This is a genomic window from Pokkaliibacter plantistimulans (genome assembly GCF_003194385.1).
Classification (GTDB): domain Bacteria; phylum Pseudomonadota; class Gammaproteobacteria; order Pseudomonadales; family Balneatricaceae; genus Pokkaliibacter; species Pokkaliibacter plantistimulans.
This window is the reverse complement of the sequence record NZ_LAPT01000047.1, coordinates 91,101-113,071: the sequence shown is the minus strand read 5'-3', so window position 1 is coordinate 113,071 and position 21,971 is coordinate 91,101. Positions and strand designations below refer to the sequence as shown.

Genomic DNA, 21,971 nt, shown 5'->3' with positions numbered 1-21,971 from the left:
TGAAATCAAGCGGTCAGCTCTGACCAATTATTCCCAATACCTGACGTTACCTTGGCGCCCACTGCCACCAAAGCCGACCGTCAGTCTCTCGATAACCTGTAATGCGAAGCGGCTTATCTGCGCGGCTATCAGCAGTCACACTGCCATCGACGCCGGTATTATAGGTTGCGATGGCGCGCGATTGAAACCGACGAAGGGTTTCGACATGCGGGTGGCCAAAATGATTCCGGTAGCCTGCGGTAAAAATGGCGGCCACAGGCCGAGTCACATCCAGCATTGACTCAGACGAGCCGGTTCGGCTGCCATGATGTGAGGCCACCAGTAACGAGGCCTGCAGCTCATTGTTGGTAAGCTCCATCAGCCTTTGCTCAGCACGCTGGTCCAAATCACCCAATAATAGTGCTGAATGATAAGCGCCCTGAACATGCAGCACACAGGAGGCACTGTTGTCATCACGCTGCGCTACGACAGGTAACTGCAACTGGCGAAAGGTTACGCCATCCCACTGCCAGGTCTTATCAACACATTGCTCAGCCTGCCAGTCGACGGACTGTAACTGACCGACAGTCCACTGCGCGGCAGGATATAAAGCGTGAAGATAGACCGCACCACCACTGTGATCACGATCATCATGACTCACTAATATCCTGTCAGGCTCAAGTCCGGCACCTTGCAAATAGGGCTCTATAACGCGCGGTGCAACCACGAAGTCGCCATACGCAGGGCCAGTATCATACAGTAAGGTGTGATGCTTTGTTTGAAGGACAACAGCAGTACCCTGTCCAACATCCAGCGCCACTAAACGCCACTCCCCCTCTCCCAACTGCTCATACTGAGGGAAGACCAAGGGCAACCATGCCAACCAGACCCAACGTTTCCCCGGCAAAGCTTTGGCTCCCAGCAACCAGATGCTGGCAACCATGGCAACTCCTGGCCCAAGCATGGATACGTCACCAAGATGCCAGGGCAGATAAAGCGGATATGCATCGAAGAGATTTTTAAGTAACAGCCAGAGCGTCGTTAGCACATCACTCAGATAACCAGCTGCTTTCTCTACCCAATGCAAAGAAGCCAGACTAGCAACAGCCAACAATAACAGCGGCGGAACCAGCAACGCGCTGACGACAGGGACGATTAACAGATTCAGCAAGGGTGAGGCAAAACTCAAAATGGCAAAGTTCGCCATTACCATGGGCAACATGAGGAAACTGAGCGCCAGCTGCACTCCCAGCCACTGTTGCCAGAACTTGTGCTGTGGCCGAACCGGCTGCAGCAACCAGAGCAAGGTTGCTACCGCGATGGACGACAACCAAAAGTCAGCTCCCATGGGCGCACCCGGCCACAACAGTATGATCCCCGTCAGGGCATACAACAGTCGCAACCAGCCCGATACAGGTATGGCACGCCAGCCGCCGCACACCCAGACAACCAGCATAAAGAATGCACGCTGAGCCGGAAGCCCCCATCCAGCCAACGTGGCATAAGCTGCCGCCACTGCAAGCCCCGTCATGTAGACCAGCGGCCATCGACTATAGAGCAACCCCAACCGTTGTAACGACCGGCCCACTCCCTGCCCCAGCAATCCACCCAGTAGAAAAGCCAATCCGATATGCAATCCACTGACGGCTACCAGATGCGCCAGTCCCGTTTGCTGCAGCAAGGACCAGTCATCGTCACTCAGGCCTCTCCGGTCAGCCATCAGCAAGGCTCGAATGATGGCACTGCCACTTGTATCCGGTAGCATTGCTCGCCAATGCTCGGCAAATTCATTACGCCATGCCTGCCAACCCGCTTCCTGACCTAACAGCCTGCCCTTGTCACGAGTAGTGCCGGTGAAGCTCAATCCATGGGCATAGGCCCAGCGCTCAAAATCAAAGACGCCCGGGCTGGCATTGCCGTGCAGTGGCTTGATTTTTACTTGATGCAGTAACCATGTTTGCCCTGCTGCAACGGGTGATGACAACTCGGAAGGTAAATATAGAAGCGCACGACTGGAGGTTAGCGCAGATAGTTCAGCAGACAGATCAGGAGAAGAGTGATCCTGAGAAGCGAGGACTGCAGGACGGGAAAGTGATGCAACGACCACCTTTGCCCAGACTCGCTGGCCATAGCTCGATGACTCTGGTAAATCCAGCACCACCACTTGCAAGTCTAAACGCTGTTCGTACAACCGAGGATCGGGAAATGGGTGGCACACCTGCCAGTAATAGCTCGTCCATAATGCTCCCGTACTGACAGCAGAGAAAACCAGCAGTACCTTGAAAGCGTTGAGTTGACGAGCGAGGTACAGCCTGGAAATGAAGGCCAGCATCAGCGTGACTGACAACAGCGCTATTAGCCATATTAACGAAGGCAACATCGGCAAGGCATAAACCCCTACCGCGCCAGCAACAAAACCCAACGCCATCCAGCCAGTCATCTGCCTGTCACTCATCCATGTATAATTGGCATTTCTTCCTGTAAGGCGCATAATAGCGCCGCTTGAGCCTGCCCTTCAGCGAAACAGTCCATGCCTCGTAAATTACTGAAACGCTTTATACCCCAACCTGCAGAGCTAAAGAAGCATCGTTCCCTGCGCTGGCTCGGTGAACTGCTTGATGGCCCCAATATCTGGCATTTGACCCGAGGATCAGTGTCCAGAGCATGCTTCGTGGGTATTTTCTGTGCCTTTCTGCCTATGCCATTCCAGATGGTGGTAGCCGCAGTATTTTCTATTCTTTGCAGAAGTAACATGCCACTGAGTGTGGCACTGGTGTGGCTGACCAACCCCGTTACCATGCCTCCTGTCTTCTACTTCTGTTATCGCATTGGTGCCTGGATGCTCAATATGGAGCCAGTGCACTTTTCCTTTAGCGCACTGACTTCAGGACTGGGCTCAAGCCTGAAGAATATCTGGGAACCCTTGCTTGCTGGCTCCTTGACCTGCGGTATCGTCTTCGGCTGTTTATCTTATCTGCTGATGCAGGGCTTCTGGCAGTGGTCAGTGCGTCGAAACTGGGCCGCACGCATAGCCAAACGCAAGACAGCTCGGGAGCAACAGCACAGATCCTGATAATACTGAATCCAACGGGTTCAACAGGGCTGTGCAATCAGATGGATAGGACTGTGAAAGGATGGCATTGGGGAACACCTCAACCTGGCGCCCGCCCTTCAACGTGACACCTTATTGCTCGCACCCTGCTCTGCCACATTGCTCACCAACATGGCAGAACAGGCATATGGTTACTGTTGCAGTTAAGCCATACGCTCAGTGAGATGTCCATCAATCAGGTTGTACTGGCGGTGCAGCTTGTCAGCTAATGACAAGTCGTGAGTAACAATCACAAAAGCCGTGGCCAGGGTTCTGTTAAGCTCAAAAATCAGCTCCTGAACACTCTCTGCAGTATGCCGATCAAGGTTACCTGTCGGCTCATCCATCAATACACAGGCTGGTTGCGTCACTAACGCACGTGCAATCGCTACTCGCTGACGTTCTCCTCCTGATAACTCAGATGGCTTGTGAGACTCCCGCTTCGCCAATCCCACCCGAGCTAACATGGCGGAGGCCCGTTGCAGCGCCTCTGATTTCTTAACACCGGCAATCAGTAACGGAATCTGCACATTCTCCTGCGCAGTAAACTCTGCTAACAGATGATGAAACTGATAGACAAAGCCGAGGTGACGATTGCGCCAACGGCCTCTATTCGCTTCCGACAGATCCGCGAAGGATTGCCCTTTCAGCAGCACCTTACCGCTATCGGTAATATCCAATCCACCCAGCAGGTTAAGTAATGTTGACTTGCCCGAACCAGAGCTCCCGACAATCGCCACACTCTCACCTGGCACAATACTGAAATTGATATTGTCCAGGATCTGTAACTTACGCTCACCTTCCTCATAGCTCTTGCTCAACCCCTGAGCCGATAACACCACTTCCTTATTATTACTCATAGCGCAATGCCTCCGCAGGCTGAGTTCTGGACGCACGCCAGGCTGGATAAATAGTGGCAACAAAACTCACAGCCAAAGACAGCGCACACACCGATACCACATCCTGTAATTGCGGATCCGATGGTAAATAGCTGATGAAGTACACATTGGGATCAAGGAACTGTACATCGAACACGCGCTGAATCCAGTTGACCAGATCCGTTACGGTGAAAGCGAGAATGACACCTAAAATGGCCCCGGATGCTGTACCTACCACACCGATGACCGAACCCTGAACCATAAAGATCTTCATGATGTCACCAGGCGTAGCCCCCAGCGTACGTAAGATGGCAATATCGGCCGTTTTGTCGGTCACTACCATGACCAGCGTCGATACGATGTTGAAAGCAGCCACGGCAACAACCAGTGACAGCAGCAAACCCATGATGGTTTTTTCCATCTTGATGGCCTGGAAAAGATTGCCCTGGGTACGAGTCCAATCGCTGACGCGATACATCCCAGGCAGTGTGGAGGCAATCTCCCTGATTCGCTGCGGTGCCGTGAACAGATCATCAAACTTGACCCGAACACCATCAACACCTTCCCCCAGCTTTTTAACTTTGGCTGCATCTTCGATATTGATCAGCGCCAGATTGGCATCCAGCTGCGCACCGGTAGAGAAAATCCCGACAACCTCAAAGCGCTTCATGCGCGGAAAGACGCCGCCCATGGTGGCCGTTGCTTCGGGCAGTATCAGCGTGACCTTGTCACCCACTCGCGCCCCAATAAACTGCGCCAGCAGATCGCCTAGGATAATGCCGTAACTACCTGGCTGGAGAGCATCCAGACTCCCCTGGATAATGTGATCCTTGATTATCGATACTTTTGGCTCCTGCTCAGGCATGATCCCCTGCAGAAAAACCCCATTTGTCCGCCCCTCGAAATTCAGCATGCCTTCAGCCTGCACAAAAGGAGCGACACCCAGCACACCCGGCTTACCAATGACCGCCTTTTCTACATCACGCCAGTTTTGCATGACGGGATAACCCAGGATTTCACCATGCGGCACCATTCCCAGCACCCGCTCACGCATCTCGCGATCAAACCCGTTCATTACGGAAAGGACGGTAATAAGCACCATCACCCCGAGAGTGAGGCCTAACATAGAAACCGCTGATATGAAGGATATGAAGTGATTTCTTCGCTTGGCACGGGTATACCGCAACCCTATCCAAGACGCCCAAGATTTGACCATGTGTTGCTCCTGCACCAGTGCAGGCGCTAGTCTGGGCAAAGCCCTGAGACAAGTCAATCGGGCCTGGGAGCCAGAAACAACATGACCGTCAATGATATAACCAGCACCGAATTAAGCCCGCCTGCCTTTGCGTGCATCCAGGTTTTTAGGCAACTGCTGCTTGAGTTGCATACGCTCAGTAAACTAATTGACGACCCACAACAGATGATCTGGATTTGGCTTGATACACCGAAAGCAGATGAAAGTGCTGCCCGTACACTCTTAAAATCCCAGTTAGTTGATCTTTGGCATGAAGATGGCCAGGATGGGCGCCGGACGCGCAATTTAATCGGACTGGTCGGCGCATCTGAAGCACTATTAGAGCAAGCAAGGCAAGTCAACCACGCGAAACTGGCTTTCAAACAGGCCATAAATCAACTGATGGAAGAGAATGACCAGTCTCTGGCTGGATTCCGACAGGCGGTAGAGCAACGTCATCCAGCCATTGCTCATCTTTTAAATCACCACGGATTGGCGCGCTTACACCTGAAACAATGTTACCGAAGCATCCCTGTGTTACACCAAAAGCCTGACAAGGTATCTTACAGTTGGTACAACAACGGCCGCAGCATCAAGAAACTCAGCCCTGCAGACGCCCATAAACTGCTGTGCCAATTTGATACCAGCAGCCCACATATCCAGACGCAGCTCAATCTGCTTGGCCATCTGGACAGCGATACCGCTATTGCTCAAGTACAATCACAGGCTCCTTTACTACGCGCCAATCTGGTGTTCAAAATGGCAGATCAAGACGACTTGCGTAAGGCCATGAATGTCGCTCTTCCGCTATTTTTTCCCTTAGCCAAGGGAGAGCTGCCTCCTTTGTACAAATGTCCTCCCGCGCCCCCTAGCAACAAACGTACTCGATCACCCAGAAATGACGCCCAGATTGAGGATCATCCTTTCTTGCCAAGCATTCGAGGTTATCTCTACAAGCAGCGACAGGGTTCTTAATTGATTTATTCTTTTCTGATGATTGAGGCCCGAGGTCTGGAGCCTTGATTAGCGCAGCACTGCTGATGCTGGCCGGTGCCCGATATCGCGAATATGTTCAATGCCCTGGCGATAAATACGATAGGCCTTAGCGAAGCCGCGAACATAGACGCCCTCAATCGGCGCCAGCTGAAACATGTGAAAATCCTGCAAATCTTTAAGCATGAGGGCAACTTCACCGAATCGAGCGGACAGTCGCTGCTGAATATCTGACCATAGCACCGCATCACGCTGTACCTCGATTACCGAAACACGAAAGGAGAGACGCTCGCGCGCATGAACTGCCTTCGCCTGAGACTCATCCTCAATAAACATGACACTCAGAGGGCTCGCATTCAGCAGGTTGCGTGTATGTGCTGCCAGTTCGCTGATATAGATATAGAGAAAACCCTCCTCATCTTCGACGTAGGGCGTATAACTGACTTCCGGCCATCCCTGTTGATCCTGCGTCGCCATCATTAAACAACGGCATTGCTGCCTGAAGGCCAGCTGCTGGTCATAGATCTGTAAAAGTTGCTGTTCCTGCTCGTCCATAATTCACTCCGCACTCAGTGATGCATCCAGGTAGTGTTACCTCTAAAGAGAAAGGAGAGCCATGCTCTCCTTTCTCTTTAGTCAGTCTTGCAATCCGCGGCACATCAGCTGATGTTGAAGATACGGTTCAGACCATTCATGGCTGCCACCCGATAGGCTTCCGCCATGGTCGGATAGTTGAAAGTGGTATTAACGAAATACTCCAGCGTATTTGCCTCACCTTCCTGACGCATAATTGCCTGACCGATATGCACGATCTCAGACGCCTGGTCACCAAAGCAGTGAATACCCAAGAGGGCCAGTGTCTCTCGATGGAACAGAATCTTCACCATACCCACCTGCTCACCGGTAATCTGCGCGCGCGCGGTGTCCTTGAAGAATGCCTGCCCAACCTCGTAAGGAATCTTAGCCGCAGTCAGCTCCTCTTCCGTCTTACCAACAGAACTGATTTCCGGAATGGTGTAGATACCCGTAGGAACCTCATTGATATAGCGGAAGTCCAGAGCGTTGAGCATATCTGACGTCGCTGAGCGGCCTTGATCATACGCAGCTGACGCCAAACTTGGCCAGCCGATCACGTCACCTACGGCATAAATTCCGGGAACTGTGGTGCGATAGTGCTCGTCCACCTCCACCTGCCCGCGGCTATTCGGCTGCAGACCGATGTCTTCCAGACCCATATCGTCAGTGTTGCCAGTACGGCCATTACACCAGAGGAAGGCATCTGCGCGGATTTTCTTACCGGATTTAAGGGTCATAACGACGCCGGTATCCGAGCCTTTGACGCTGGCGTACTGCTCGCTGTGGCGAATGACTACGCCATTGTTGCGCAGGTGATAGCTGAGAGCATCAGAGATTTGGTAGTCAAGGAAAGACAGCAAACGATCACGAGTATCGATAAGATCGACTTTTACCCCCAGGCCACTGAAGATCGATGCATATTCACAACCGATAACCCCAGCACCGTAAATGATGATAGTCCTTGGGGTATGACTTAACTTCAGAATGGAGTCACTGTTATAGATGCGTGGATGGCGGAAGTCGATGTCATCCGGGCAGAACGGACGCGAGCCAGTCGCCAGCACGAAACTATCAGCCTGCAGCACCTCGTCACCCTTGCCTGCATTCCCTTTCACCTGAACGGTATTGGCATCCTGAAAACGTGCACTGCCGAAGAATACGTCTATTCGATTACGCGCATAGAAGTTGGTGCGCATCTGCACCTGTTTAGCAATAACTTGTTCAGCACGCTTCAACACCCGGGGAAATGAAAACCAGCGCGGTTCACCGATGTCTCGGAACATGGGGTTGGTGTTGAACTCAATGATCTGCTTAACCGCATGACGCAAAGCCTTGGAAGGAATGGTACCCATGTGGGTACAGTTTCCGCCGACCACGCCTCTGCTTTCCACTACGGCTACCCGCTTACCCTTCTTGGCAGCATTCAACGCAGCACTTTCACCCGCTGGTCCTGTACCGATTACAACTACATCGTACTGATAAACTGCCATTCGCTTCCCCTAACTCTTATTTCGCTGCGCAATCACGGCTCGTTAGAACCCATTACCCTGAACTTATTTTTTACAGGCTGTCCATGAGCCTGGGCATAGCCATGGTTTACTTGGCTGATGCCACGTTGTACGCCAAATCGCTTTTTGATGCGGTTTTGGCACTATCAGCACTCTTTTTCTGCTGTTCGCTGTCGCAGATTTCCTGATTACCACCACAAATATCACACGCAGTGTCCATCCCCAGAGCACTCATGCCACCGCAAGACCCCTTGAGCGGCTTACGCCCCATAATTACACCGATGGCCATACCCGCCACCATGATGAGCAGAATTACGAAGGTTAACAGCATTACTTTCATCACTACCTCCTGATTTGAATCAGGTTAAAGCCCGCACACAGAAGGAACCGGCTAAATATTTCGGTCGCTATTCTATCACCTGATAGGTTCACTTCGCGACGCCTGCACGGCAATTCCTTTCATACCCTGCCACGACTACCCATAGCGTTAGTCAGACATGATAACAATAAATACAAAAGGCTGGTGGGTTGCCCCAGCCAGCCTTTCTTGTAACGGTATATCAGCAGATGCCGTACACCCAATCAGCCGCCGAAATCATCCAGCATGATGTTCGAGCGCTCTACGCCCAAATCCTCAAGCATCTTGATTACTGCTGCGTTCATCATGGGTGGTCCACACATGTAGAACTCGCAATCCTCAGGCGCTTCGTGATCCTTCAAATAGTTCTCGTACAACACGTTATGGATAAAGCCAGTATAGCCAGTCCAGTTATCTTCAGGCAGCGGGTCAGACAACGCCAGATGCCAGGAGAAGTTATCATTCTCCGCCTGTAGCATGTCGTACTCGTCCATATAGAAAGTTTCACGCAGTGAACGAGCACCATACCAGAAAGTAATTTTTCGCTTGGACTTCAGACGCTTCAGCTGATCGAAAATGTGTGAACGCATGGGAGCCATGCCTGCACCACCGCCGATGAAAACCATCTCAGCATCGGTATCTCTGGCAAAGAACTCACCAAAGGGACCGTACACGGTGATCTTGTCACCCGGTTTAAGACTGAATACGTAAGATGACATCTTACCTGGGGGGAGTTCCATATTACGGGGTGGCGGCGTAGCCACACGGATATTGAACTTAACAATCCCCTTCTCTTCAGGATAGTTGGCCATGGAGTAAGCACGAATAACGGGCTCATCCACACGAGACTCCAGGTTAAAGAGGCCAAATTTCACCCAGTCTTCCCGGAAACGCTCGGGAATATCGAAATCACTGTACTTAACTACATGAGGAGGAGCTTCAAGCTGCACGTAACCACCGGCACGGAAGTCCACAGACTCACCTTCTGGCAACTGCAAAGTCAGCTCTTTGATGAAAGTCGCAACGTTAGGGTTAGAAGCAACAGTACACTCCCACTTCTTAACGCCAAAGAACGACTCCTCTACTTCAATTTTCATGTCTTGCTTGACGGCTACCTGGCAGGCAAGGCGGAAACCTTCACGAATCTGCCCTTTGGTAAAGTGGCCTTCCTCAGTTGGAAGAATGGAGCCACCGCCATCGTGAACCTGACATTTACACTGTGCGCAGGTACCACCGCCACCACAGGCTGACGACAGGAAAATGCCTTTGCCAGCCAGAGTCTGCAACAACTTGCCACCTGCAGGTACCGTAATACGCTTGGATGGATCATCATTAATATCGATGGTCACATCACCGGTCGAAACCAGCATTTTACGGGCGTAGAGAATCACCGCCACCAGTGTTAACACGATGACGGTGAACATGACCACGCCCAGTACGATTGGGTTATTCATGCTCACCTTTCCTTCTATGAACCTACAGGGATTACAGTTGTACGCCAGAGAAGGACATGAAGCCCAACGCCATCAGACCAGCAGTGATAAAGGTAATCCCCAAACCACGCAGACCACCCGGCACATCGCTGTACTTCAGCTTCTCACGGATACCAGCCAGTGCAGTAATAGCCAGCGCCCAGCCAAGACCGGCGCCAATGCCATACACCACACTTTCCCCAAAGTTATAGTCACGCTCAACCATGAACAGCGCCGCACCCATGATGGCACAGTTTACTGCGATCAAAGGAAGGAACACGCCCAGGGCGTTGTACAGCGACGGTACATATTTATCGAGGAACATTTCCAGAATCTGCACGATAGCGGCGATAACACCGATATAGCTGATCAAACCCAGGAAGCTCAGATCAACATTGGGCATACCTGCCCATGACAACGCACCATCAGCGAGTACATAGCGATAAAGCAGGTTGTTTACAGGAATGGTGATTGCCAGAACCACCGTTACCGCAACACCCAGACCAATAGCGGTCTGAATCTTCTTCGAGATCGCCAGGAAGGTACACATGCCGAGGAAGAACGACAGTGCCATGTTCTCGACGAATACGGCACGAACCAGCAAGCTAATGTAGTGCTCCATCAGATGGCCTCCTTCTTGGAGTTGGGTGCCAGCTTGAATTCGGCCGCCTCAACCTGGTCTTTCTTCCAGGTACGCAGTGCCCAGATCAGCATACCAATAACAAAGAATGCTGATGGAGGAAGCAGCAGCAGACCATTGCTCTGATACCAGCCACCATTGGTGACCAGAGGCAGGATCTCAAAGCCAAACAGACTACCCGACCCAAACAGCTCACGAATAAAGCCTACAGACAGCAACATGGCGCTGTAACCCAAACCGTTACCAATGCCATCAAGGAAAGACATCATCGGTGGGTTCTTCATGGCGTAGGCTTCAGCACGCCCCATCACGATACAGTTGGTGATGATCAGACCAACGAAAACAGACAGCTGTTTACTGATTTCATAGGCATATGCACGCAGTATCTGATCCACCACAATGACCAATGAAGCAATAACCACCATCTGCGCAATCATACGAATGCTGTTGGGGATGTAGTTACGGATCATTGATACGAACAGGTTGGAAAACGCCGTTACACTGGTTAATGCCAGGCACATCACGATAGTCACTTTCAGATTCGAAGTGACCGCCAGTGCTGAACAGATGCCCAGGATCTGCAACGCAATAGGGTTATTGCGAAAGATCGGCTTCGCTAAAACTTCTTTAACTTCGGCATTCATTCCAGACATGATCAGGCCTCCCCTGCACGCAGGTTTTTAAGGAAGGGACCGAAGCCACTCTGACCGAACCAGAACTGCATCAGGTGAGTGACGCCATTGCTGGTAAGAGTTGCACCTGACAGACCATCCACTTCGTGGGCAGCATTAGGAGCACTGCGATCAACCTTGCCTTTGATCAGATGAATTTTAGGCTCCGGCATATTAGCCTGCTGCAGATCACTGTCGGCGAAAATCTGCTTACCAGGCCATAGACCCTTCCAGGCAGGATTATCCACTTCGCCCCCCAGTCCGGGGGTTTCACCCTGCTCATAGAAGCCCATACCTACAACAGTATTCAGGTCACCTTTAAGAGCAACGAAGCCATAAAGCGTTGACCAGAGTCCATAGCCCTTCACAGGCAGAACGATGGTTTCCAGCTTGCTGTCCTTCTCTACCAGATAAACAGTCGCATACTTTGCAACACGCTTGATACTGGCGATATCTTGTTGCTGGGTCAAAGCAACTGACATCTGAGGGTCCTTGGAAGCTTTACGCTGATCATAGGTAGCAGGATTAACAGCATCGGTGTACTTGCCAGTTTCCAGATCGACCACCTTGGTGACGATAACCTGATCAAACAGCTTGTTCACATCCTGACCTGGCTCAGCCTTGATGCCCGCAGCGGCGAGAATGTTTGCTTTCTTTTCCAGCGACTTGTTTACCTGCTGCACCGGTTTAAGAAACACGGCCGCAGCAGATACCACCACGGAGCAGACAATACACAACACCAACGAGATGAAGACGGTGTATTTGACGCTATCTTTATTAGCAGCCATTGCGTAGAACCCTCCGTTTGATATTCGCCTGTACGACGAAGTAGTCGATCAGCGGCGCAAACAGATTACCGAACAGGATGGCTAGCATCATGCCCTCAGGGAACGCCGGGTTAACCACTCGGATCAGCACACACATCACACCGATCAGAGCGCCGAAGAACCACTTGCCGGTATTGGTCATGGAGGCAGACACAGGGTCGGTAGCCATGAAAATCATACCGAAGGCAAAGCCACCGAGGACCAGATGCCAGTAGAAAGGCACCGCGAACATCGGATTGGTATCGGAACCGATCAGGTTGAACAGTGTCGCCATAGCAGTCATACCGATGAAAACACCAGCAACAATGCGCCACGCGGCAATTTTGGCGTACATGATGAACAAGCCACCGATCAGGATAGCCAGTGTGCTGACTTCACCCATGGAGCCCTGAATGTGCCCGACGAATGCATTACCCCAGGTGATACCGGCGTCAGTAATGGCCTGAACACCACCAGCAGCGGCCAGACTCAGAGGTGTGGCTCCAGAGAAACCATCCACTGCAGTCCAGATTGCATCACCCGACATCTGTGCAGGATAGGCGAAGAACAGGAAGGCACGCCCGGCGAGTGCAGGGTTAAGGAAGTTCTTGCCGGTACCACCGAACACTTCCTTGGCCACAACCACACCGAAGCTGATGCCCAGTGCAACCTGCCAGAGAGGCACAGCGGGAGGCAGCGTCAGAGCGAACAGCACGGAGGTAACGAAGAATCCTTCGTTCACTTCATGACCACGCTTCATGGCGAACAGGACCTCCCAGAAGCCGCCGACAATAAAGGTCACGGCATAAACGGGAATAAAGTAGACCGCACCGTAAATGAAGCAGTCCCATGTACTGTCGACACTCAGGCCAGACAAGGCACTGATCAGCGCCCCATGCCAGTTTGCAGGCAGAGTTGCGCCGCCCGCTATGGCGGTCAGAGCCTGATTACCAACGTTGTACATGCCGTAGAACATAGCCGGGAAGGTGCACAACCAGACCATGATCATCATGCGTTTGAGGTCGATAACGTCACGAACGTGAGCGTTGCTCTTGGTTACCTGACCAGGCGTGTAGAAAATGGTGTCGACCGCTTCGTAAAGCGCATACCACTTTTCATACTTGCCACCTTTATGGAAGTGGGGCTCCATTTTATCCAATACATTGCGCAAGCTCATGACTACCCCTCTAGCTCAATGCGGGTCAGGTTGTCACGCAGGATGGGACCATACTCATACTTGCCGGTACAGGCAAATGTACAAAGTGCCAGGTCTTCCTCATCCAGCTCCAGACAGCCCAACTTGATGGCAGTATCGATATCGCCAACGACCAGCGCACGCAACAACTGGGTTGGCAGGATATCCAGAGGCATCACTTCTTCAAACTGACCCACCGGCACCATGGCACGCTCTGAACCATTAGTCGTCGTCGTCAGACTCAGCTTACGTGAACGACTAAAGGCCGAAGACAGTACGTTCAGCAGTGAGTAACGCTCACCACCAAAAGTAATCCAGCCCATGAAGTCGCGTGCTTTACCTTCCAGCAGAATACTGATCAGGGTGTGGTAACGCCCCAGATAACTGTTAACACCGCGACAGGTACGGCCACTGAACACTGAGCCAGAGATCAGACGATTGTCACCAGACTTCTGTTCGTTCTGGCACAGCTCAGCAACGCTGGCACCCAAACGAGTACGCAATAAGCGCGGTGACTTGGCCTGAGGTCCGGCAACAGCAACCACACGCTCTACCCACAATTTACCGGTGGTAAATAGCTTACCAACAGCAATCACGTCCTGATAACCGATATACCAGGCTGCACGCTGCGGCCCAACAGGATCAAGAAAATGGATGTGGGTGCCAGGGTTACCAGCAGGATGCATTCCGCCAAACTCTTCTACCGTCGCCTGAGAAGCAGCAGGCACATTGGCTCCGGGAGCTTTACATACATAAAGCTTACCTTCAGTCAGCTTGGACAGAATCACCTGTCCTCTGACGAAGTCATCGGCATGCTCAGCAATAACGACTTGTGGATCTGCCGCCAGTGGGTTGGTGTCAATTGCAGTTACAAACACTGCAATAGGAGCAGATTCTGGAGAAGGTACCTTGCTGTAGGGACGTGTACGCAGTGCAGTCCAAAGGCCAGAGTCAACCAAGTTGGAAATAACCTGCTGTCGATCCAGTCCCGCTAATTGCTCAGCAGTGTAACTATTAAAAGTGATGGCATCGCTTTCATCCTTGGCAACTTCGATCACCAAAGACTGGAAAACACGCTTTTCACCACGATTGATTTCTTTCACGACTCCCGAAGCAGGAGCGGTGTAATGAACGCCTGGTGTTTTCTTATCAGAAAACAACACCTGGCCAAGTTTGACCTGATCGCCTTCCCGGACGGCCATGGTAGGTTTCATTCCGTGATAGTCGGAACCCACCAGTGCCACCGTACGAGCAGAAAGAGCTGCCTCTATCTTCTGTACGGGCTCGCCGGCAATAGGCAGATCCAGACCACGACTGATCTTGATCATCGCCTCACCCAATCACAAGCTTGATTAGACCAGGTATTCCTCGCTACTGTTGCCGCACCCTGGAACTGAACGACAGCAAACACCCTGCCACGCCCTGTTTTATTAGTAATAGGCACGCAGCATAAGCATCAGGTAACGGGGTTTACCCACCGAAAAACTTGCTAAGTATAAATAGGCATTAGCTATTTTTCTACAAAGTTGCCCGGATCGACTTGCTGTTTTTTGCTGTATTTTCAACTATCTGATTCGAATTCAGACAATTCATTGCCGGAGTTGCAGATGGCAGAGCGAATTTTGGTAAGTGCTTGCCTATATGGAGAAGCCGTCCGTTATGATGGTCAGGCGTGCACACAGCAGCATCCCATCTGGCAAGAATGGCAGCAGCAAAACCGGCTAATCAGCTGCTGCCCTGAAGTTGCAGGCGGTCTGCCCATCCCTCGATTTCCCGCCGAGTGGATAAAAGGAGATGGCCACAACGCGCTCATTGGCAAGCCAGTCAGATTGCTCGACAGCCAGGGCACTGACGTATTTAGCGAATTTTACAAAGGGGCCCAGTATGCGCTTCAGGTTGCACAACGCCACAACATTAAAATCGCCGTGCTGAAATCCAAAAGCCCGTCATGCGGGAATGATTTGATATACGACGGCACCTTTACCGGGATGCTGGTTGATGGCATCGGCCTGACCACCGCGGTGCTTCAACAGGCAGGTATCCAGGTATTCAATGAACATCAGCTTGCAGAGGCCAACACGTTATTGAATCAACTGGATCAGTCCTCAACTCACCGAGGTGATCTCGAGCTCGGCTTAGCCAAACGACACCCCAGCAAATTGAATAAGTTATAATGCTCGCGAAATATCAGTGCAAAATTACACGCCTTGACCCTTTGCCTTTCACATGAGCTATCTATGTACACACTTAACGCCGATGCCAGCCAACCCAAGGCTGAAATGTATGCTGATCTACTTCCCCAGTGCCAGGGCCTACTTAGCGACAGCCGCGACATGATCGTTAATCTGTCACAGTTCTCAGCGTTATTATTCAATCTACTACCTGACCTGAACTGGGCAGGCTTCTATCTCTCGGCAGCACCGGAAACGCTGATACTGGGCCCCTTCCAGGGCAAGGTTGCCTGCGTCACCATTCCTTTCAGCAAAGGCGTGTGTGGTGCGGCAGCACGAACAGGCGAAATACAGTGCATTGCCGACGTACATGCCTTTCCTGGACATATTGCCTGCGACGCAGCGTCACGCTCGGAACTGGTCATTCCTCTTTATTTCGAAGATAGACTGATTGGCGTTCTGGACCTGGACAGCCCATCACCCAATCGTTTTGACGAAGAGGACGTAAAAGGAATCAACGCCCTGTGCCAGTGTCTGATCACTCAAACTGACTGGAAATGGCAATTTCAGGCCTGATTCTTGCTCCCATTCATAGCACTCCCTAGAATGGCCCTTTCATTCGTTAGTCGAGACGAGCGTACAACATGCGAGCGAGTCAACTGCTGATCGCCACCCTGAAAGAAACACCTTCCGATGCCGAAGTTATCAGCCATCAGCTGATGCTACGTGCAGGTTTTATCCGCAAGCTGGCGTCTGGCATGTACACATGGCTGCCACTGGGCTTGCGCACCTTGCGTAAAGTTGAACGCATTATCAGAGAAGAAATGGACAAAGCTGGCGCGCAGGAAATCCTGATGCCCGGCGTACAACCCGCTGAATTATGGGAAGAGTCTGGCCGCTGGGAACAGTACGGTCCAGAGCTTCTGCGCCTGAAAGACCGCCACGACCGCTCTTTCTGCCTTGGCCCGACTCACGAAGAAGTGGTTACTGATCTGTTCCGTCGCGAGATCAGTTCCTATAAGCAACTACCAATCAACCTGTACCAGATTCAGACCAAGTTCCGCGATGAAATCCGCCCTCGTTTTGGCGTAATGCGGGGTCGTGAGTTCATCATGAAGGATGCTTACTCCTTCCACCTGACCCCCCAGAGTCTGGAAGAAGGATACATGGTGATGTACAGCGCATACTGCAACATTTTTGATCGGCTCGGGCTGAACTATCGCCCCGTGCAGGCTGACTCGGGTTCCATCGGCGGCAATCGCTCTATGGAATTCCATGTACTGGCAAACTCAGGCGAAGACTTGATTGCGTTTTCCGACAGCAGTGATTTTGCCGCCAACATCGAAATGGCCGAAGCATTGGCACCCACTGATGAACGCGCCCCTGCTAGCGAAGAGATGCGTCTGGTCGATACACCCAACACCAAGACCATCGCAGACCTGGTGGAAAAATTTGGCTTGGCCATCGAGAAGACCGTCAAGACACTGTTTGTCGCTGCCAGTGACGAGTGCGAAGCCGACTTCGTCGCCCTGATGGTACGTGGCGATCACGAACTGAACGAGATCAAGGCAGAAAAGCTACCCCAGGTCGCGACACCACTGCGCTTTGCTACCGAAGAAGAGATTCGTGGCTTCATGCCTGCTGGCCCCGGCTCACTTGGCCCGGTAAACCTTCCCATCCCTGTCATCATTGACCGCACGGTCGCAGTCATGTCTGACTTTGGCGCAGGTGCAAATATCGAAGGTAAACACTACTTCGGCATTAACTGGGAACGAGACCTGCCCACTCCTGAAATCGCTGACCTGCGCAACATTGTCGAAGGCGATGCCAGCCCCGATGGAAAGGGCAAGCTGGTAATCCGACGCGGCATTGAAGTCGGGCATATCTTCCAGCTCGGCAACAAATACAGTAAAGAAATGAATGCCACTGTACTTGATGAAAATGGCAAGGCTCAGGTTGTTGAGATGGGTTGCTATGGCATCGGCGTCACCCGGGTGGTAGCTGCTGCAATTGAACAGAACTATGACAGCAAAGGCATTCTATGGCCGGAGAGCCTTGCACCGTTCCAGGTAGCAGTTGTTCCTCTGAATGCGGATCGTTCTGAGCAGGTTGCACAGAAGAGTGAGGAACTGTACGCCCAATTGAAGCAAGCCGGTTACGACGTATTGCTTGATGATCGCAAAGAACGCCCCGGGGTGAAGTTTGCCGATATGGAATTGATCGGTATTCCTCATCGCATCGTCATCAGTGAGCGCGGATTGCAGAATGGCACACTGGAATACAAGGCTCGTCGTGATGAAACCAGCCGTGACATCCCCGTTGCCGAAATCCTTGAATGGCTGAAAACGCAAACTGCTGCGTAAGCCATATATACCGTTGGCGGACCCTGGCCATGTTTTGTCTTAAACCTGGCCACCGCCTTCGACCCTCTCTATGCCTCATTAGCGGCTTACGCCCTCAACGACTTATCAACGTTCTGCTGATCAGTATCCTGCTGTGGCCAAATATCAGTTATTCATCCGTACCTCCGCTCGGATATGATGCCAAATTCCACGACCCTTACTTCCGCCAGGTATGGCTGGTATTTCAGCATGAGCGTCTACGACCCTACCACCAGCGCCTGGTAAATCAGGACACTGACGCCTTCCTCGACAAGGTGTTAAGAAGCGCCTCACTCTACAACCTTTCACCAGACCTGGTACTTGCCATAGTGCACGTAGAAAGCCGCTTTGATCGCTTTGCCATTTCACGAGCGGGAGCCATTGGACTGATGCAGGTGATGCCATTCTGGCGAAAAGAAATCGGCAGCCAGGAAGATAACTTGCTGGATGACAACACCAACCTCATGTTTGGCTGCGCCGTACTGCGACATTACCTGGATAAGGAATCAGGAAATCTTGACCGGGCATTAGCCCGCTACAATGGCAGCCTGGGTTCAAGCGACTACCCACGACTGGTCTATCAATGGTGGAACAGCTACTCCTTCTACTGACAAGACACGAATCGCCATCTGAACAGCAGAAGACTGAACCATCACCGATGACTTAGGCCCCATCCAATACCTCAAATCCATTGAGCGAAAGGTCAGGACTGACCTCTTCAACAATCACTTCCGTCACCACTGCAAGCTCTGGACCCGAATACAGCCAGGTTTCAACATGATGCACTGCAACAGCCTCCCCCTGCAGCCACACTTCGACCCGCCCATCCGCCAGATTTCTCACCCAACCTTGCAACCGCTGATTTTCAGCCTGCTCACGTGTCGACTGCCTGAACCACACACCCTGAACTCGACCATCCACAAAAGCATGTAATGCCATCATGATGAATTTCTCTTTCCGCTTTCCGACGTCCCATTCATATCTTGCGAGATATGCTTATCAGCTATATTCAGTAACTCACTAACGCTCATGGAAAGCGCCTGTTCGCTATACCCCTCAACATGCAGCAGCTTCTCTCGCAACAGCACACCCCACTGAGGTAAGTCTCGCCCCACTTCACAGGGTTGCGGCATGTGCGGCATGCATCGCACTACCTCAAAAATCGTCAACTCATGAATGTCCCTCAAAAGCAGCCAACCTCCTGATTCATGCCTGGTGACAATCATTGCTTTTCGCAAAGCACTCAGTAGCTGCTCCAACTGCTCTGAAGACATTGCCAGAGCAGACTGAATCTCAGCTTCCGCACTGACCTTTCCCACACGTTGCCGCTGCCACAACACATTTAATAATGCGAAAGCGTAGTAAGTCATATCGCCTGGCGCATGGGGCTCTCGATGCCCAAAAGTGGCGACAGCTCTGACCCAAAAGGCTCCCAGGATGATGACGAACCAGGATATGTAGATCCAGAACAGGAACAGTGGGATCGCCGCAAAGGCACCGTAGATCAGCTGATAGGAGGGGAAACGGGTGACGTAAAGGGTGAACCCAGCCTTCGCGCCATTGAACAGGACCGCAGCCAGCAAGCCGCCATAGAAAGCATGTCTGATGGGAACAGGGCAATTGGGCACGGCCCAGTACAACATGGTAAATGCCAGGATACTCAGCACCATGGGCAAGACAAGCAGGATACGGCTCCCGCCAACCAAGCCGACATCACTTAGCAATGGTAAAGTCGCCAGATAAGAACTAATGACAAACGCAGCCCCCAGTAATAGCGGACCAAGGCTGAGAACCGCCCAGTACAACAAAAAACTCGACAACCCTGATCGGGATTTATTGACTCCCCATATCCGGTTAAAAGCCTGCTCGATCGTACGCAGCATCAGATAGGCCGTCACCACCAGAAAAGCCACCCCTACAGCCGTCAGCTTTCTGGCCTGCTCGGTAAACCCCGCCAGGTACTGCTGCACTGCTCTACTGCTACTGGGAAGAAAATGAGAAAAAACAAAGTCCTGCAACTGCAAAGTAACTCCCTGAAATGCAGGCAGCACCGATAGCATGGAGTAAATCACCATAGTGACCGGAACAACGGCAAATAGTGTTGTATAGGTCAAAGCAGATACGTTGAGAAAGCCTTGCCCATCTGAAAACCGCTGCAGCACATATTGAATGAAGTGCCAGTACAAACGCCATTTGGGTGCAGTCGGTATCTGCCTCATCGATATCCCCTACAACTCATCTTCGCGCCTCAATTTCGAGAATAGCCTTACAGCAGTAATGATGCCCCCCAACCAAGCGCAATAAGAACCAAGCCATCTTTTGGCATTCAGCTTACGGCCCCCTACAATAACAGGCATTTGCCGACCAAGGAGCATCTATGACTGCCTATACCCTGCTGCATAACCCGCGCTGCTCAAAGTCCCGGGAAACCCTACAGCTACTGACGAACAAAGGCGTCGACATGGAGGTGCGTGAATACCTGAAGCATCCGTTGAGCATTGAAGAACTTAAAACTGTTTTAAGCAAACTGGATACCAGCGCTCGCAATCTATTGCGGACCGGTGAAGAAGAATATAGCTCACTCGGCCTTGCCAACAACGCTCTGACAGAAGAAGCAATATTAAAGGCAATTGCTGACCACCCACGCTTGCTGCAACGCCCCATCCTTATTGGCCCCCAAAAAGCTGCCGTTGGACGTCCGCCTGAGCAAGTACTGGAGATTCTTTCGTGATTCAGCCATATATTCTGGTGCTCTACTTCAGCCGCAACGGCGCCACAGCCTTACTGGCAAAAGAAATCGCGCGCGGCATTCAACAAGTTGCCGGAATAGATGCGCGTGTACGTACCGTACCCAGCGTCTCACCGGATCATGAAGCATCTTTACCAGCAGTTCCTGACTCCGGGGCTATTTATTGCAGCAAAGAGGATCTGCGTGACTGTGCAGGACTAATCCTTGGCAGCCCAACCCGTTTTGGCAATATGGCTGCCCCGCTCAAACACTTTCTCGATACCACTTCTGATCTCTGGTTGAGCGGCAGCCTGGTGAACAAACCCGCTGCCGCTTTTACTTCCACAGGCAGCTTGCATGGTGGCCAGGAAAGCACCTTACTGAGCATGATGATGCCACTACTGCATCATGGCATGATTCTCTGCGGCATCCCCTACACAGAGCCCGCGTTAAGCTCAACACGTAGTGGCGGTACTCCTTACGGAGTGAGCCATTTCGCAGCACATGGCGCCCCCCTCCAGCTCACAGAGGACGAAATAACTCTCAGCCGGGCTTTGGGCAGACGCATTGCAGACCTAGCCAGAACGCTAAGCACACAGCATGACTAGCAGATCGATAGCGCTCTTAAAAGGAGCACGCGTGAGTGTACTTTCCAGTCTACTGGCACTGATCCTGTACTACTCTCTATGGAATTTCTATCTGCATCCCGCCAGCGCAAGCCATATGCGCTGGTTGTTATGGGGTATAGAGGTCGTACCGCTCATGGCATTTTCACCAGCAATATTGAAAAGACAGCCGCGCGCTCATGCATGGCTATGTTTTGTACTACTGCTGTACTTTGTGACCGCGGTACTTAGCATGATGACGCCCGGCAGGATGCTGAGCGGCGTTATTGAAGTAGGACTGTGCATCACACTATTTAGCAGCGCAATGCTGTTTATTCGATGGCAAGCCCGCGCCAGACAAACCTGAAGTACTGATTCTGACAACGCACAGGCAAGTCAGCTGTCACTGCCACGTCATTCACTCATCTTCAGAATCGTCAATCTCCGTTACTACCACTGTGCCGCAACGAGCACAGTGGCCCTCCACGAAGACTATGCCGTTTTCCTCATACTCCACCGGGTCAGTCATTCCCAGGTCCACCTCGAGGCAATTGTTACACCAGGTCTGGGTCAGGAATGCCTGCTGCTCTTCAGCATCTCGCGCGTAAAAGTCCCGCGCTACTCGTTTCGTCATAGTCTATTGTCTCCACTTAATCGATAGCCTAAAGCATGTTGTTCACTGAAC

The 21,971-nt window shown here is 51.9% G+C and carries 24 protein-coding genes; 9 read left to right on the top strand and 15 right to left on the bottom strand.

Translation table 11 applies throughout. The features are described 5' to 3' along the window. Positions 1–46 precede the first annotated feature (46 nt). Positions 47–2,419 carry a DNA internalization-related competence protein ComEC/Rec2 gene (locus WH50_RS11425; protein ID WP_165838399.1) on the bottom strand — a complete coding sequence of 791 codons (2,373 nt, stop codon included), beginning with the start codon at positions 2,417–2,419 and terminating at the stop codon, positions 47–49. A 90-nt stretch (positions 2,420–2,509) separates the two neighbouring features. On the opposite strand from WH50_RS11425, the gene WH50_RS11420 reads away from it, so the two are divergent. Next, on the top strand, positions 2,510–3,052 hold the full coding sequence (locus tag WH50_RS11420) for a DUF2062 domain-containing protein (protein WP_110187415.1): 543 nt from the start codon (positions 2,510–2,512) through the stop codon (positions 3,050–3,052). A 182-nt stretch (positions 3,053–3,234) separates the two neighbouring features. Here the strand turns inward: WH50_RS11420 and lolD are convergent, their stop codons facing one another. Beyond that, entirely contained in the window at positions 3,235–3,930 is a 696-nt protein-coding gene (gene lolD / locus WH50_RS11415) for a lipoprotein-releasing ABC transporter ATP-binding protein LolD (protein WP_110187414.1), read from the bottom strand. Further along, positions 3,923–5,164, bottom strand: a complete 1,242-nt coding sequence (locus WH50_RS11410; protein ID WP_110187413.1) for a lipoprotein-releasing ABC transporter permease subunit — start codon at positions 5,162–5,164, stop codon at positions 3,923–3,925. The genes lolD and WH50_RS11410 overlap by 8 nt, the downstream gene beginning before the upstream one ends. 81 nt (positions 5,165–5,245) lie before the next feature. On the opposite strand from WH50_RS11410, the gene WH50_RS11405 reads away from it, so the two are divergent. Beyond that, positions 5,246–6,157, top strand: a complete 912-nt coding sequence (locus WH50_RS11405; protein ID WP_110187412.1) for a DNA replication terminus site-binding protein — start codon at positions 5,246–5,248, stop codon at positions 6,155–6,157. 48 nt (positions 6,158–6,205) lie between these two features. Here WH50_RS11405 and WH50_RS11400 read toward each other — a convergent pair whose 3' ends face one another. From WH50_RS11400 to WH50_RS11360, 9 genes are all read right to left on the bottom strand, one after another. After that, a complete protein-coding gene (locus WH50_RS11400) occupies positions 6,206–6,730 on the bottom strand; it encodes a HugZ family pyridoxamine 5'-phosphate oxidase (protein ID WP_110187411.1) in 525 nt (174 codons plus the stop codon). Between the two features lie 104 nt (positions 6,731–6,834). Next, the gene (gene sthA, locus WH50_RS11395) at positions 6,835–8,241 is read right to left on the bottom strand and encodes a Si-specific NAD(P)(+) transhydrogenase (RefSeq protein ID WP_110187410.1); all 1,407 of its coding nucleotides are present in this window, start codon (positions 8,239–8,241) and stop codon (positions 6,835–6,837) included. 106 nt (positions 8,242–8,347) lie between these two features. After that, complete coding sequence (nqrM, locus tag WH50_RS11390; RefSeq protein WP_110187409.1) at positions 8,348–8,599, bottom strand: (Na+)-NQR maturation NqrM; 252 nt, start codon at positions 8,597–8,599, stop codon at positions 8,348–8,350. Between the two features lie 242 nt (positions 8,600–8,841). Beyond that, complete coding sequence (gene nqrF, locus WH50_RS11385) at positions 8,842–10,071, bottom strand: NADH:ubiquinone reductase (Na(+)-transporting) subunit F (RefSeq protein ID WP_110187408.1); 1,230 nt, start codon at positions 10,069–10,071, stop codon at positions 8,842–8,844. A gap of 31 nt (positions 10,072–10,102) precedes the next feature. Then, complete coding sequence (nqrE, locus tag WH50_RS11380) at positions 10,103–10,711, bottom strand: NADH:ubiquinone reductase (Na(+)-transporting) subunit E (protein ID WP_110187407.1); 609 nt, start codon at positions 10,709–10,711, stop codon at positions 10,103–10,105. Further along, positions 10,711–11,382 (bottom strand): NADH:ubiquinone reductase (Na(+)-transporting) subunit D, encoded by a 672-nt coding sequence (locus WH50_RS11375; protein WP_207780267.1) that lies wholly within the window; start codon positions 11,380–11,382, stop codon positions 10,711–10,713. The genes nqrE and WH50_RS11375 overlap by 1 nt, the downstream gene beginning before the upstream one ends. A 2-nt stretch (positions 11,383–11,384) precedes the next feature. After that, a complete protein-coding gene (locus tag WH50_RS11370) occupies positions 11,385–12,188 on the bottom strand; it encodes a Na(+)-translocating NADH-quinone reductase subunit C (protein WP_110187406.1) in 804 nt (267 codons plus the stop codon). Next, on the bottom strand, positions 12,178–13,383 hold the full coding sequence (locus WH50_RS11365) for an NADH:ubiquinone reductase (Na(+)-transporting) subunit B (protein ID WP_110187405.1): 1,206 nt from the start codon (positions 13,381–13,383) through the stop codon (positions 12,178–12,180). Before WH50_RS11365 ends, WH50_RS11370 begins: the two co-directional genes overlap by 11 nt. A 2-nt stretch (positions 13,384–13,385) precedes the next feature. After that, entirely contained in the window at positions 13,386–14,729 is a 1,344-nt protein-coding gene (locus tag WH50_RS11360) for a Na(+)-translocating NADH-quinone reductase subunit A (RefSeq protein ID WP_110187404.1), read from the bottom strand. Between the two features lie 279 nt (positions 14,730–15,008). On the opposite strand from WH50_RS11360, the gene WH50_RS11355 reads away from it, so the two are divergent. The 4 genes from WH50_RS11355 (at position 15,009) to WH50_RS11340 (ending at position 18,564) form a co-directional block, all read left to right on the top strand. Then, positions 15,009–15,575, top strand: a complete 567-nt coding sequence (locus WH50_RS11355) for a 2-thiouracil desulfurase family protein (RefSeq protein ID WP_110187403.1) — start codon at positions 15,009–15,011, stop codon at positions 15,573–15,575. Positions 15,576–15,638: 63 nt separating this feature from the next. After that, entirely contained in the window at positions 15,639–16,148 is a 510-nt protein-coding gene (locus tag WH50_RS11350) for a GAF domain-containing protein (protein WP_110187402.1), read from the top strand. Positions 16,149–16,216: 68 nt separating this feature from the next. Continuing rightward, positions 16,217–17,935 carry a proline--tRNA ligase gene (locus WH50_RS11345; RefSeq protein ID WP_110187401.1) on the top strand — a complete coding sequence of 573 codons (1,719 nt, stop codon included), beginning with the start codon at positions 16,217–16,219 and terminating at the stop codon, positions 17,933–17,935. Positions 17,936–17,964: 29 nt separating this feature from the next. After that, positions 17,965–18,564 (top strand): lytic transglycosylase domain-containing protein, encoded by a 600-nt coding sequence (locus WH50_RS11340; protein WP_110187400.1) that lies wholly within the window; start codon positions 17,965–17,967, stop codon positions 18,562–18,564. Positions 18,565–18,616: 52 nt separating this feature from the next. On the opposite strand, the gene WH50_RS11335 is transcribed toward WH50_RS11340, so the two are convergent. Together WH50_RS11335 and WH50_RS11330 are read right to left on the bottom strand one after the other, a co-directional pair. After that, positions 18,617–18,895: an acylphosphatase gene (locus tag WH50_RS11335; protein ID WP_110187399.1), complete on the bottom strand. Its 279-nt coding sequence runs from the start codon at positions 18,893–18,895 to the stop codon at positions 18,617–18,619. Continuing rightward, positions 18,892–20,172, bottom strand: a complete 1,281-nt coding sequence (locus tag WH50_RS11330) for a YihY family inner membrane protein (protein ID WP_110187398.1) — start codon at positions 20,170–20,172, stop codon at positions 18,892–18,894. Before WH50_RS11330 ends, WH50_RS11335 begins: the two co-directional genes overlap by 4 nt. Positions 20,173–20,330: 158 nt before the next feature. On the opposite strand from WH50_RS11330, the gene arsC reads away from it, so the two are divergent. Genes arsC through WH50_RS11315 form a run of 3 tightly spaced genes read left to right on the top strand, consistent with a single transcriptional unit; the run spans position 20,331 to position 21,653 of the window. Further along, positions 20,331–20,684, top strand: a complete 354-nt coding sequence (arsC, locus tag WH50_RS11325; RefSeq protein WP_110187397.1) for an arsenate reductase (glutaredoxin) — start codon at positions 20,331–20,333, stop codon at positions 20,682–20,684. Next, complete coding sequence (gene wrbA / locus WH50_RS11320) at positions 20,684–21,289, top strand: NAD(P)H:quinone oxidoreductase (RefSeq protein ID WP_110187427.1); 606 nt, start codon at positions 20,684–20,686, stop codon at positions 21,287–21,289. The genes arsC and wrbA overlap by 1 nt, the downstream gene beginning before the upstream one ends. Before the next feature lie 31 nt (positions 21,290–21,320). Further along, positions 21,321–21,653 carry a DUF2069 domain-containing protein gene (locus WH50_RS11315; protein ID WP_165838398.1) on the top strand — a complete coding sequence of 111 codons (333 nt, stop codon included), beginning with the start codon at positions 21,321–21,323 and terminating at the stop codon, positions 21,651–21,653. Between the two features lie 51 nt (positions 21,654–21,704). Here the strand turns inward: WH50_RS11315 and WH50_RS11310 are convergent, their stop codons facing one another. Continuing rightward, positions 21,705–21,920 (bottom strand): hypothetical protein, encoded by a 216-nt coding sequence (locus tag WH50_RS11310; RefSeq protein ID WP_104157098.1) that lies wholly within the window; start codon positions 21,918–21,920, stop codon positions 21,705–21,707. Positions 21,921–21,971 lie beyond the last annotated feature (51 nt).